Source organism: Serratia sp. AR11 (genome assembly GCF_056376275.1).
The window spans coordinates 4,658,277-4,671,318 of the sequence record NZ_CM150739.1 but is presented as its reverse complement, the minus strand read 5'-3'; the positions used below and the strand labels follow the sequence as shown (position 1 = coordinate 4,671,318).

The following is a 13,042-nucleotide window of genomic DNA, read 5'->3' as shown; positions in this document are numbered from 1 at the left end:
CATCAATGAGACGTTATGATTTTTTCTTTATAGGCGCCAAGGTCATCAACATATTTTAGCGATAGCTTGTCATTGGCTTTTAGTGGTTGCCGGGTTTGCGCCGTTGCGCTGGAAAATGGCGGGATCATGATGGCATCGGTCAATAAATTCTGCTGGTTAGCACGGTCGATATTGGCCAGGGTAAAGTGGTAGGGTGCATTATTTTTGACCGTCACAGAGTTACCGCGTGAATACAGTTCGACATGATTGGCCACGGAATCAGGATTGATCTGCAGATCCTTAGGGCGGTAAAAAAGTTTTATCCGCGACTTCACCGCCAGTTGTAACGTATTTTGACCCTGCAAATTTTCTGGCACGGGGGGGATATCCAACACGTTCAGATAAAAAACAGATTCACGATCGCCAGCGAGTGGGGGACCGATTTTTTTTATACGCAATTGCTGGCCGCTGTTAGCGGAAACTTTAACTACCGGTGGCGAAAGTAAAAAAGGGACATTGGCCGTTTCAGGTGTGGAGTTTATATCGCCGTCATCGATCCAGGCCTGCACCAATGACGGATCGTTGCCGCTGTTAATCAACTGAACGACAACGTCCTTATTCCTTTCCTGATAAATTACGCGGGTAGTATTGATCACCACGTTGGCACAGGCGTGAGTCGTCACCAGGGTTAACCCGGCTAATAGAATATTTTTTATCATACTTCTCCCGATAGCCAGGCTCATCCGTTGAGCCTGGCGAATAACTAAATTACAGGTAAGAAATGGTATAGGTCACATTAGAATGCAGTGCGCCAACTTTGGCCGCTGCAGTATTGGTTTTGTAGTAATACGCGTCCAGCGTGAGGGTTTCCGAGTCCGGATCGGCGCTGTTGCCGAGAATATCGGTTACGAAAGGCTGATTCAGCGCAATGGGGGTTGAGGCGTTGGCGTTGGCCAGAGAGAAACCAACATTTTTGGAGACTGCAGTATCCTGCTCGTTGACAGTATCATTTAGCAGATATTTTCCGTCGGTGGAAATATTGTCAGCGGAAGAGAAATAGATCTTTAACGGTTGCCCAGAGGTGCCGGAGGCCGGAGAACAGTTAGAGAAGGTGAGAGAAAAAGACTTTTTGTTTTTGATAATTGGCCCCACGGTGTTACCGGCATCGACCACGGAGATCGGGCTGAGTGCAACGGTAAAATCAGCGCTTTTACCGCCATTAATAGTACAAGTGGTATCAGTAATCGCGCCAGAGAACGAAATAATGCCACCGGCGGATTGATCTGCCGCCAGCGCGCTGCCTGAGTTTAGCGCTGCGGCCAATACTGTGAGAGAAAGGATTTTATTAACCATATTGACTCCAAATTCCATATAGAGAGTTATAGGTATACGTGAAGATATATATTGACTTGCTCAACTCTCATGAAAACACCAGGTTTTCGTCCTGCTGAATTCGTTTATATATACATACCTATATTAGTTTCGGTATTACTACCTGAGCATGGCAATACTATGCTTGCTCAGTGATACCATCATAAATCATATGGGCTTCAAATCAATGTAAACATAATGGTTTTTAATGATTCATAATATGTTTTTAATTCTCATTAAAAACAATGAGTTGCTTGTTTTTTATTTGTCGCGAGAATAGCTGATGCTAATTTTATGCTTACATAAGGTCAGAGCAAGGCTTTTTGTATATAAAACGATATACACTTTTTCCGCTGCGATCCGTTTACCACAGTAAAGTAATAATTCCGAAGACCGCGCACCAAAATAGTAAACTAATGACGATAAGTAATAGGCATCCGTCTCTAGGGGGATAGTTGTGCGAGGTGATTTTATTTAATGGTTTTTTATAGTATTTCATTGAACTGTCGCTCCTTATTCAGTTCAGGAATTGGAATAGACATAGCGAAAAAATGGCTGCTAACGAAGGAGTAAGGTCGTCAGCAGCCAATGGCGATTAGCCAGAGAACATGAGGCTACTGGGGGGATTCTGCAGAGTCCTGCGCCTCCTTTTTTTTCTGTGTTTCGGGGTATATTTCGGCAATACGTAGTTGGTACACCATGGTGGCATTGGGCGGTACGTTTGGCGGATAACCTTTTTCGCCGTACGCCAACTCAGGCGGCACGACCAGGGTCAATGAACCGTGATTTTTTAATTGCTTCAGCGCGTCGGCAAATAACGGTGGAAATTGTTCCAGAGGTTGCGATAACACGGCACCGCTGGTATCCATATCCTGGATCACGGTGCCATCGGTGAGTGTTTCTTTTATTATCACGTCCAGGATGGCACCGGCGGGAATTGAGGTATCACCGGCATAGTCAATACGATACCAGCCCCCGGCCGCGGTGGTTTTGACCCGTTTGTCTTTTTTAAAATTGCTCAGATAGGCGTTACCCTGTTTTACCTGGGTTGACCGTATCTTATCCCTGGCCTGTGTCACCTGCTGCTCCGAGTCCGAAAGCGCACGATTGAGCGCTTCGTCATCCAGTTGTCGCTGTCCGGAGAAGGTGTCAGTCAGGCCTGCCAGCAACACCTGCTTATCGATTTGAACTCCCCATTTTTGGCGTTCATCGCGCATTTGTAACATCTCTTCGCCCAATGAAATACCGGCGGCGTATGCCTGGCGCACTGCGGGCTGTTTCATTCGGTCTGCCGGAATTTTTAAGGGGGCCGTCTTTTGTAAGGTATCAAGCTCTGCCTTCAGATTGGCAATCTCGGCGACTTGCCCATCCAATTCGGATTGCAGGGTATTGCGCTGTTGCTGTAGTTCATTGTGTTGTTGTTGCTTCAGTACCTGTGTTTCACGCAGATCAGCCTCAGTGGTTTTCAATCTTGCCAACTGCGCCTTAACATTTTCACTAGTCGCGGTCAGCGTTTGGTTGCTTTTTTGTGCCTCTGACAAATGTGTTTGCAGCGTAGCCTTGTCCTGTTCGGTTCGTTGTAACTGAGCGGTGAGGGTGTCATGTGCCTCGGTTGCGGATTTCTGACTTTGGGTCTTGATGGCCGCCAGTTGATTTTTAAGCTTGTCATTTTCTGACTGCAGACTTTTTTCCTTCGTTTGCGCCAGTGATATTTGCTGCTGCGTTTGCTGCAGGCGTTCCTTCATCTGAACTTCTTCGGGTGTTAATGACAGTGCCCGGCGGACCCCTTGGACCAACTTCCCCAGCGTCTGAATATCCAGAGATGGCTGGGGAACTGGCGCCGTGTCCGCCCGATTTTTACCCAAGGTAGTGATTTGTTGCTCAAGTCGGGTAATTGTGTCCTGTAGACGTCGGATCTTGGCGTCTTTAGTTTGCCAGCTAGTGGCGACGGTGGTGTTTTCCTTGGTGGAACGTGCACCTGGCGTATTCGTGGTTTTGTCGGCGGTTTTTTTTACCTGGTTAGCACCGGTTTTTTCCACCGGTTTGGCGTCCGGTGGCGGCGCGTCAATCGTCTGTTGCTGGTACTGTTCGGCAAACTGCAACAGGGCAGGGACCCCGGGTTGCACCGCAGCCTGAGTTGCGCAGGAGGCTATCAGGCCGAGAGCTATCACGATCAGCGACGGCAACAAACCGGGCGAAGTGTGTGTAACGTCATGACTCATGGTGCTCCACCCTGTTCAGCCAGTCTATTGAGAACGCTTTGATTGATTTGTGAACACAGTAAGTTGACGCGATAACGGTATAACGCGTCTACGGTATCCTGCGTGTTTTCATTGATGCTGGTACGTAAGCCGGCGTACTGGGCGGCACCACGCATCAATTGATCAAAGCTGCGTTGGAGTCCTGGATAGTTGGCGGCTTGAAGCGTATTGAGCGCTTTCAGCTGTTGTTGACATTGACGTAAACGCTGAACTTCCTGGCCCGCTTGTTGTTCGAGTTGTTGTTTGGGCACAACGCTTGAAGCTGTGGAATATGCGGGTGATTTACAACCGCTCAGCCCGGTAGTCAACAACAACAAAAAGGGAAGTAAGTGGGTATTAGACATAGTCATTCTCGGGTCTATTTTGTGATGGTTCGATCTGCCGATGTGGCAGTAATAAAAGTGGCGATTCTCCCTGGCATGAGGGATCCATTGTGGTGTTCCATCGGTGGGCTGCCGGCAGGGAGTGTGTCGCCAATTGTCCAATGCCGCCACGGAGCAGCCAGTAATTCAGGTCCGAAGTGCGAGTGATACCCAATTTCTCCATGGCGTTGCGTTTATGACCGCTGACCGTTTTGGCACTGATGTGTAAATATTGACTGATCTCGCTGGCGCGTTGGCCATTGGCCAGATAGCGCAGGATCTCAATTTCTCGAGCGGTCAGCGCCGGGCAGAGTGTGTTGACATGCCCTTTGCTCGTACTTGGCAACGTCATTTTGTACAGAGCCTGCGTCACAATTTGCATAGCCCAGCCGACGCTTTGGTGGCGATAAAAAATCCCATCTAAACTCTTGAACTGAGTACTGTCGTGTTGGCTCGGTTTCTCTTTGAACACAAAAATTCGTTGATGCGCCGGCGCAGCTCGCCGCTGAGTCAGATAGCGCAACTTGGAAATATCCTGCTCTGCAGCCAGAAAGACCATATCGCAATGGTTTTTATCCAACAGGTTTTCACTGATGTGAAGATCGACACCAATATGGGTAAAATGCAATAGCAATCCCTGTGAAAAACCCAGTGCGAAATACAGATTAGGCTCGGCGAGGAGTATCGTTACTGTTGTTTTCATATTTACCTTCTCGTGAAAAGCCCGGCAGGTTTTTACCGTGCAGGTATATGCCATACTTTATGTGGGCAGTTGAAACTGCAGTACTTATTCGTCGTCATCGTTAATCTCTCTATTTTTCATTTTTGGGCAGATATACCAGCGCAGGGCATTGTTGATAGGATGAGGCGTCACTTGCACCCAGCCTTTTTGTGCCATTTTCAGGAGTAAATACCGGGTTTTATAAATACTGAAATTACAGTCATCTGCTATATCACGCGTGCTGACCCAGGTCGCTGGCGCATCTGCATTACGCCGTTCATTATCGGCGCATAATTTTATGACGGATTTGGCTACGAGTTCGAAATGCACGTCTTGTCGCTGGCTAGCCGAGGTTTTATTAACGAATTCATTCATTCCTTTGTTTGCTCCGTTGCTGAATGTGGGTGCCTTGACCTTACTTATGAAAGGGAAAATAAAGGCAATTTAATTCCCATGCTAATTATTTATGGTTGAAATCATTACAAGTGTTAATCTTTTCGTGATAATCCCAACCACTTCGTTATAAATCAACAGGATTGTTCCTAGCTCTTATCTGTCAGCCGCATCAAAACCCCTGCTTATTAGATGATTATATCGTAAATAAAAAAAAATCGATCCTTGATGTCATTGGTTGGTTTATATTTGGTTTTATATTCTGATTGATCATTTCATTGCGACATTTAAGATCGTAATTATTAATTATTTGAAATAACAGAAGTGTTATGTCTCGTATTTGTTTTGTTTTTGTTTTTTGTGTTTATAAATTAATTTCAATTTGTAATAATTGTTGCATCTGGAGGCCGTGCTGGACTGTTATATATCATAGTCTAAAACGCTTTATTTGCTGTCCTGCCTTTGGATGTGAGCTGCAGTTATCATTATTTTTGTGCGATTAAATTTCGTGATGCGCACAAGGACTTTTGACGTGATAAATATCCCGCCTATTGTATTTGCGTGAATGTTTGTTGTGTGAAACGCATTCGCTAATGCCGTGAATGTGAAAGGGTTCCCATACGCCAATGTTATTGGGGGAACAAAGTGTAAGTGAATGAACTCGAGTTCATCATTATTAATAACTTAAGGAAAGAAAATGAAATTGAATAAAATCATGATGGCGGCAGTAGTGGCATTTGGTATGTCTTCTATGGCTCATGCAGACGAAGGCCACGGTAAAGTGAACTTTACCGGTTCTATCGTTGATGCTCCATGTTCTATTACCCCAGAGACTGTCGATCAGACCGTGAACCTGGGCCAGGTTTCCAACGTGGCTCTGAAAGACGGTGGCCGTTCTACACCGAAAAATTTCCGGATTGATCTGGAAAACTGCACCGTAGAGACCGGTAAAACCGTTCAGGTCACCTTCACCGGCGCTAAAGCGCAGGAAACCAATAAAAACCTGTTGGCTATCACCGGTTCTGCCAGTGGCGCAGGTATTGCGATGACTGACACCAGCGGTGCTCTGGTTGAGCTGGGTAAAGCCGGTACTGCACAGATGGTGCAGAACGGTAACAACACCCTGCAGTTCTCTGCCTACATGCAAGGCCTGATGACCGGTGGCGAAGGTGGCACAGGCGTTGATGTGGTGCCAGGTGACTTTGCCGCCGTGACTGATTTTACCCTGACTTACCCGTAATAGCGTCAATACCGGTTATGCAGCATGCGGGGTAACCCGCATGTTTTTTCCTTTCAAGGGCTGTTTAACAGCTTGGAGTGCATTAATGAATCGATTAACCGGGTCTGTGGCGTTTTCCCTATTGGCGGTGCTATTGGCCAGTTTGCCAGCAGTGGCTGTGTCAGCCCAGGCAGGCTGGGGCAGGGTCAATATGGAAGGGGCTATTCTTGATACCGCCTGCGCAATTGAGGCCGGCAGCCGGGACCAGAGCATCGACATGTCTACCCTGCCGATTGGCCAGATTATTCGTGACGGGCAGGGACTGACGAAGCCATTCACTATCCGCTTGGTGAATTGCGTGTTGTCCCGTGCAACGACAGATCTGCCAGACTGGCAGCGATTTCAGGTGGCATTTGACGGTGATGGCCACAACGGATTGTTTCGGGTACGCGGTGAAGCGCGAGGTGTGGCGCTGCAGATCACCGATGCACGGGGCAATATTGCGTTGCCGGGGAAACCTTTACCGATGAATGAAGTGATGCCTGGGAATATGGACCTGAGTTTTTTCCTGCGTCTGGTCGGCGATAAGAATGTATTGCGGGCAGGTGAATACTCTTCTGCTGTGCGTTTTAAACTGGATTATTACTGATAATAATAAAGGGACAGTAGTTATGGCGTATTTATCTCCTGCGCCCAGGATATTTCGCGCGCGTTTACTGGGTGTTTTCATTGTCGCAGCCTTAGGTGGGGAAGTTATATTCGCTCAGGCAGGGGACGAGATTCAGTTCAATACCGATATTTTAGATTTAAAAGATCGCGCTAATATCGACTTAAGTCAATTTTCTCAGGGCGGGTTTATTATGCCCGGGACTTATCCGATGGTGGTGCGGATCAATGAGCAGGATCTACCGGAACAGCCGGTCGTGTTTCGTGCACCGGATAATGACCCCAAGGGTAGTTTAGTGTGTTTGTCTCCTGAACTGGTTGGTCAACTGGGGTTAAAGCCAGACATGGCCGACGGGGTGACCTGGTGGCACGACGGGCAGTGTCTGGAGCTCAGCAGCCTGAAGGGAATGGAAGCGCGCGGTAACTTAAGCAATGGAGTGTTGTATCTGAGCATTCCGCAAGCGTATCTGGAATACACCTCGGATAATTGGGACCCACCCTCACGCTGGGATGACGGTATTCCTGGTTTGTTGCTCGATTATAACTTCAATGCACAGACCCGACGTCAGGAATCGCAGGGCGATAAAGGTTATAGCCTGAGCGGCAACGGTACAGCGGGGGCTAACCTTGGCGCGTGGCGCTTGCGTGCAGACTGGCAAACACGGCTTGAGCATCAAACTGGCGCGGGGCAGGGCAACCAGAAGAACTGGGAATGGAGCCGTTATTACGCCTACCGCGCTATCCGTAGCCTGGGGGCACGCTTAACGCTGGGGGAAGATTACCTCAGTTCCGAAGTCTTCGACAGCTTCCGCTTTAGCGGCCTGAGCCTGAACTCCGACGACAATATGCTGCCGCCTAACCTGCGTGGCTATGCGCCGGAAGTGACCGGGATCGCCCGCAGTAACGCGAAAGTCACCATCAGTCAGCAAGGGCGCGTGCTGTATGAAACCCAGGTGGCCTCGGGGCCTTTTCGGATCCAGGACATCAATAATGCGGTGAACGGCAAGCTGGATGTCCGGGTAGAAGAGCAGGACGGCACCGTACAGAAATTCCAAATGGATACCGCCAGCGTGCCTTATCTGACGCGTCCGGGGCGAGTGCGCTACAAGCTGGCGAGCGGTAAACCTTCAGACTGGCAGCACCGCAGCGACGGCCCGCTGTTCGCTATGGGGGATTTCTCTTGGGGCATCAATAACGGCTGGTCAGTGTACGGCGGTGGACTGGCTGCCGGTGATTATAACGCGGCTTCGGTGGGCTTCGGACGAGACCTGCTGGTGTTGGGCGCGTTGTCATTTGACGTCACCCAGTCACGGGCGGTGTTGGATCGTCAGGGCACATTGAGCGGACGTTCGTATCGTTTGAGCTATTCCAAAACGTTCGACGAGTACGACAGCCAGGTGACGTTTGCCGGGTATCGCTTCTCCGAACGTAACTTCATGCGTATGGGGGAATATTTGGAGGCGCGGCGAGACAGCTCTTTGCTTAATCAGAGCAAGGAGATGTATACGGTCTCATTCAACAAGCAGTTCCGCGATCTTGGATTGAGCGCGTATCTGGATTATCAGCACCAAACGTATTGGGACCGCCCGGCCAACGATCGGTTAAGCCTGTCTGTGTCGCGTTACTTTGATGTTGGCGAGTTCCGCAACCTGAGCCTTTCGCTGTCGGCTTATCGTAATACCTACAATGGGGTGAGTGACGACGGTATGTACCTCTCGTTGTCGATGCCATTCGGCAACAATGGCTCGGTGAGTTACAACACCTCAACCAGCCGCAGTGACACCACTCACCGGGTGGGCTATTACGACCGGGTGGACGATCGTACCAACTATCAGCTTAATGCCGGCACCGCCCGCAGCGGTGAGTCGTTGAGTGGTTACGTCAGCCATCGGGGTGATATGGCGCAGGTCAATGCCAATGCCAGTTATCAGGCAGGACAATACTCGTCAGTGGGGCTTTCCTTACAGGGCGGCGCTACGGCAACGCTGGAAGGTGCGGCATTGCATCGCTCTGGCATGGCGGGCGGGACGCGGTTGTTAATTGACACTGACGGTGCACCAAACGTACCGGTACGTGGGTATGGTCCCAGTGTGCGATCCAATGCCTTCGGCAAAGTGGTGGTGGCGGATATCAGCAGTTACTACCGCAGCAAGGCGAGCATCGATCTGGACAAGCTGGATGAGAACACGGAAGCAACCAACTCGGTGATCCAGGCCACGTTAACGGAAGGGGCCATTGGTTATCGACATTTTGAAGTGATCTCGGGAATGAAGGCGATGGCCGTCATTCGACTGGCTGATGGCACCACACCACCGTTTGGCGCCACGGTGCGAAACAGCAAAGATCAGGATACCGGCATCGTTAACGAAGACGGCAGTGTTTACCTGAGTGGTATCAAAGCCGGGCAAATGATGTCGGTTAACTGGGATGGTCGCAGGCAATGTGAGATTACCCTGCCGGAGACGTTGCCGCAGGGTGACCAAACGAATTTACTGCTGCCGTGTCATGCGGTGGCGTCCAAAGAGAAAACAGGTAACGAATCATGAACATGAACAAGATATTACCCCTTTCTGCGTTGCTGTTATGCGCGGGAATGACGGCCCAACAGGCAAGCGCGGCAATCTCCCTGGACCGCACCCGGATTGTGTTTAACGGCGGGGAGAAATCACAGAGCCTGACGGTAAGCAACCAGAACAAGCAGTTGCCCTATCTGGCGCAGGGGTGGATTGAAGACACGCAAGGCAACAAAGTCCAATCCCCGCTGACCATTTTACCGCCGGTGCAGCGCATTGAGCCGGGTGCGCAGAGCCAGATAAAAATTCAGGCGCTGCCGGCCGCAAATCTGTTGGCGCAGGATCGCGAATCGCTGTTTTATTTCAACCTACGGGAAATTCCACCGAAGAGTGATAAGCCCAATACGTTGCAAATTGCTTTACAAACACGCATCAAGCTGTTTTATCGGCCGGCAGCCCTAGTGCCAACCAAAACTCAGATGGCAAATCCGTGGCAGGAAAAACTGACGCTAACCCGCCAGGGCGACAGCTACCAGCTTAACAACCCGACGCCGTACTTCATCACTCTGGTGGATGCAGGCAGCAAACCGGGGGGGGAAGGCGTCAAGGGGTTTGAGCCGGTGATGGTTCCACCGAAGGGGCAGACCTCGCTGGGCGTTAACGCTGGCGTGCTGGGGGCTAATCCGGTGTTGACCTACATCAATGACTACGGCGGCCGACCACAATTGAAGTTTTCCTGTAACGGCACCACTTGCACCGCCACACCGATTAAAGACAGCCAGTAAATCCGAGTGAATGCCTTTGCAAGGAGGGAAAGATGAAACGACAAAACCAAACTGTGCGCCTGCCGTCGTCACGCCATGAGCGGCTGTACCGGTGGTGTTTGGGTGCATTGGTGATGATGGTGCCGGTGGTGATGTTAGTCGGCTGGTTGTTGATCCCCTCGGCACGGGCGGCGGACTGGGTATTAACCGAACAGGGTGATGTGGAAGGTAGCAGCGGCCAGCTGTGGGTGCACGGTGCGTTGACGGAAAGCGCCTGCCGGCTGGACATGGTGTCGGCCTATCAGGACGTGAGTCTGGGCGACATTGGTACCGGGCGCTTGCAGAACGTTGGCGATCGCGGCACGCCGGTGGCGGTGCAACTGCACCTGCGTGATTGCCTGCGGATGTCCGGCGGCAGCCAGGATAGCCGAACCGGCAATCTGACCTGGAGCGCCAGCCAGCCGGCGGTGTCGGTGAGCTTTATAGCACCGATGGATCCGGATACTCCAGGTTTAGTGCAGGTGCGGGGCGCGAAAGGGATCGGGTTGCGGTTGCTGGACGAGCGACTGCGGGACGTACGCCTGGGGGAACGGGGGCCAAAACAGTTACTGACGCCAGGACTGGCCACGTTGACCTATACGATTGCGCCGGAACGGACTGCCGCACCGCTGCAGGCCGGGGCATACCGGGCGACGGTGGATTTCAGACTGAACTATGACTGAGGCGCGGACAATGACACAGCCTGATGCGAAAAAAGGCGGTAAATTGCTGCTATTGCTTCTGCCTTTGTTAACGGTAGGCCACGTTGGGCGTGCGGCTACGACGCTGCCGGACATCAACGTGCTAATTAGCGGCACCGTAGTGGCTTCTGCATCCTGCCAGATAAATAACGGCAACGATGTTCAGGTGGATTTTGGCGAAGTGGTCAATTCCCAAATTGACGGCGTGAATTACAAAAAAACATTCGACTTAAATTTGAATTGCCGGGGCGGGAGTTCCAATTCTGTACGTCTGAAGTTTAACGGAACGGTGCATCCGCAGTTGCCAAATGCCTTATCTGTTTCTGGGAACCCAGGGATGGGAATACAAATGATGAGCGGGGGGGCGGCATTTGCGCCAAGCACCTGGTTGAAGTTTGAGTACCCGACTCTGCCGATATTTTCCGCAGTGCCGGTGAAAGTGCCGGGAGTCGCTATTGTCGGTGGGAATATTGGCGCCGCGGTTGTTATCGAAATTGATTATCAATAAGGGGCGGCAATGAATGAGACTCAGGTTGGTCGGCGTAGTTGCCGGGCCAGGTATTGCGCCTTGCTATTGCTGTTGTCAAGTGGGCTAACGCAGGCCAAAGATATAGTGAATTTTACCGGTAAGGTGATAGAGGGCCCGCCGTGCGTTATCAACAATGGTCAGGTTATTGAGGTTAACTTTGGCGATGATCTGCTGATCACTCGGATTGACGGCGTGAATTACAGCAAGACCATCAACTATACCCTGGACTGCCGCGAAGCGGGCAATAATGCGATTCGGATGCAGATAAAGGGGCCCGCAGCCTCTTTCGATGGCGATGTGCTTGCATCGGTAGAACGGCCTGAACTTGGGGTCGCGATAAAACTCGCCAATATCATGGTCCTGCCGGTAAACAACTGGTTAAACCTGGAGAGTTCGTCGACAAAGCCGGCTCTAACGGCGGTACCGGTAAAAGCACCGAACAGTGAGCTGCGCCCGGGACGTTTTTCCGCCGGCGCAACCATGTTATTTGAGTATCAATAAGGGGCAGAAGATGCAGCATACACAAGTTTTGCGGGCAGTCTCTGCCTGCGCTCTGGCGGTATTGTTGGGCGGCGGGGCCGTGCAAGCGGAAGATAACATGCATTTTCAGGGAACCCTGATCGCTCCGCCTCCCTGCATCATTAATGGCAGCCAGATGATTGAGGTGAATTTTGGCGATGATCTGGTGACCACCCGGATCGACGGCATAAATTACAGGAAGGACATCGAATATACCCTGGATTGTCGCGATGCCGGCGTTAACTCTGTGCAGATGCAAATACAAGGGACCGGCGCGTCATTCGATGGAAAGGTGCTGGCGACCGTTGAACGTAGCGAGTTGGGGATTGCCTTGAGGACTGATAATGGCCCGTTGGCAATTAATACTTGGTCAAAAGTTGTGTTCGGTACAACGCCGAGATTGGCTGCAACGCCAGTGAAGTCGGAGGGCAGTCAGTTGCAAGCAGGGAGTTTTACCGCTGGCGCTACGATGCTGATTGAATATCAATGAGGGGTGAAAGGGTGATTGCTAAACAGGTTGGCAGAGCCACTTTTTTTTATTTACTGCTCGGGACGTTGGGGAATTTTTCCGTATTGGCTGAAGAGAACATGCGCTTTCGCGGGGAGTTAATTGAGCTGCCGCCGTGCGTCATCAACGGTGGTGAGCGGATCGACGTCAACTTTGGTGAGCGTATCGGGGTAAATAAGGTTGATGGCGTGAACTATATGCAAACGGTGGATTACCGTTTGCAGTGTGAGCCCGGTAGCAGTGGCTCGGGCCTGGGACTGACGTTAATCGCCTTGGGAAGTCCGATTGGTACAGACGTGTTATGGACTAATGTTTCGAAACTAGGTATTCGAATGACGCTCAATGGCCAGCCGTTTAACCTGAATCAGCGGGTGTTGATCGACGCTGCCAATCCGCCGGTGATGCAGGCGGTGCCGGTCAAGGAGTCCGGCTGGAATCTGGAAATAGGCGCGTTCGAAGTGTTAGCGACCTTGCTGGCTGACTATCAATAAGGAAAT

The 13,042-nt window shown here is 50.8% G+C and carries 15 protein-coding genes; 9 read left to right on the top strand and 6 right to left on the bottom strand.

All coding sequences use genetic code 11. From position 1 onward, the window contains the following. Window positions 1-2: 2 nt before the first annotated feature. The 6 genes from ACSOSI_RS22045 to ACSOSI_RS22020 all read right to left on the bottom strand — a co-directional run bounded on the left by ACSOSI_RS22045 (window position 3) and on the right by ACSOSI_RS22020 (window position 5,069). Window positions 3-698: a fimbrial biogenesis chaperone gene (locus tag ACSOSI_RS22045; RefSeq protein WP_476706153.1), complete on the bottom strand. Its 696-nt coding sequence runs from the start codon at window positions 696-698 to the stop codon at window positions 3-5. Between the two features lie 49 nt (window positions 699-747). Further along, a complete protein-coding gene (locus ACSOSI_RS22040) occupies window positions 748-1,332 on the bottom strand; it encodes a fimbrial protein (protein ID WP_476706152.1) in 585 nt (194 codons plus the stop codon). A 632-nt stretch (window positions 1,333-1,964) separates the two neighbouring features. Further along, on the bottom strand, window positions 1,965-3,572 hold the full coding sequence (locus tag ACSOSI_RS22035; protein WP_476706151.1) for an FKBP-type peptidyl-prolyl cis-trans isomerase N-terminal domain-containing protein: 1,608 nt from the start codon (window positions 3,570-3,572) through the stop codon (window positions 1,965-1,967). Then, window positions 3,569-3,955, bottom strand: coding sequence for a hypothetical protein (locus tag ACSOSI_RS22030; RefSeq protein ID WP_476706150.1), 387 nt, complete (start codon window positions 3,953-3,955; stop codon window positions 3,569-3,571). The genes ACSOSI_RS22035 and ACSOSI_RS22030 overlap by 4 nt, the downstream gene beginning before the upstream one ends. Continuing rightward, window positions 3,948-4,676 (bottom strand): response regulator transcription factor, encoded by a 729-nt coding sequence (locus tag ACSOSI_RS22025; RefSeq protein ID WP_476706149.1) that lies wholly within the window; start codon window positions 4,674-4,676, stop codon window positions 3,948-3,950. Before ACSOSI_RS22025 ends, ACSOSI_RS22030 begins: the two co-directional genes overlap by 8 nt. 84 nt (window positions 4,677-4,760) lie before the next feature. Further along, window positions 4,761-5,069 (bottom strand): FaeA/PapI family transcriptional regulator, encoded by a 309-nt coding sequence (locus ACSOSI_RS22020; RefSeq protein ID WP_476706148.1) that lies wholly within the window; start codon window positions 5,067-5,069, stop codon window positions 4,761-4,763. Between the two features lie 715 nt (window positions 5,070-5,784). Between ACSOSI_RS22020 and ACSOSI_RS22015 the strand changes: the two genes are divergently transcribed. The 9 genes from ACSOSI_RS22015 (at window position 5,785) to ACSOSI_RS21975 (ending at window position 13,036) form a co-directional block, all read left to right on the top strand. Then, the gene (locus ACSOSI_RS22015) at window positions 5,785-6,327 is read left to right on the top strand and encodes a fimbrial protein (RefSeq protein ID WP_476706147.1); all 543 of its coding nucleotides are present in this window, start codon (window positions 5,785-5,787) and stop codon (window positions 6,325-6,327) included. An 85-nt stretch (window positions 6,328-6,412) separates the two neighbouring features. Then, complete coding sequence (locus ACSOSI_RS22010) at window positions 6,413-6,955, top strand: fimbrial protein (RefSeq protein WP_476706146.1); 543 nt, start codon at window positions 6,413-6,415, stop codon at window positions 6,953-6,955. 22 nt (window positions 6,956-6,977) lie between these two features. Continuing rightward, entirely contained in the window at window positions 6,978-9,518 is a 2,541-nt protein-coding gene (locus tag ACSOSI_RS22005; RefSeq protein ID WP_476706145.1) for an outer membrane usher protein, read from the top strand. Further along, window positions 9,515-10,270: a fimbria/pilus periplasmic chaperone gene (locus tag ACSOSI_RS22000; RefSeq protein WP_476706144.1), complete on the top strand. Its 756-nt coding sequence runs from the start codon at window positions 9,515-9,517 to the stop codon at window positions 10,268-10,270. Before ACSOSI_RS22005 ends, ACSOSI_RS22000 begins: the two co-directional genes overlap by 4 nt. A gap of 32 nt (window positions 10,271-10,302) precedes the next feature. Continuing rightward, window positions 10,303-10,971, top strand: coding sequence for a fimbrial protein (locus ACSOSI_RS21995; RefSeq protein ID WP_476706143.1), 669 nt, complete (start codon window positions 10,303-10,305; stop codon window positions 10,969-10,971). 10 nt (window positions 10,972-10,981) lie between these two features. Further along, complete coding sequence (locus tag ACSOSI_RS21990; RefSeq protein WP_476706142.1) at window positions 10,982-11,497, top strand: fimbrial protein; 516 nt, start codon at window positions 10,982-10,984, stop codon at window positions 11,495-11,497. Window positions 11,498-11,506: 9 nt separating this feature from the next. Then, window positions 11,507-12,019, top strand: coding sequence for a fimbrial protein (locus tag ACSOSI_RS21985; RefSeq protein ID WP_476706141.1), 513 nt, complete (start codon window positions 11,507-11,509; stop codon window positions 12,017-12,019). A gap of 10 nt (window positions 12,020-12,029) precedes the next feature. Further along, window positions 12,030-12,527 (top strand): fimbrial protein, encoded by a 498-nt coding sequence (locus ACSOSI_RS21980; RefSeq protein WP_476706140.1) that lies wholly within the window; start codon window positions 12,030-12,032, stop codon window positions 12,525-12,527. Window positions 12,528-12,538: 11 nt separating this feature from the next. After that, window positions 12,539-13,036: a fimbrial protein gene (locus tag ACSOSI_RS21975; RefSeq protein WP_476706139.1), complete on the top strand. Its 498-nt coding sequence runs from the start codon at window positions 12,539-12,541 to the stop codon at window positions 13,034-13,036. Window positions 13,037-13,042 lie beyond the last annotated feature (6 nt).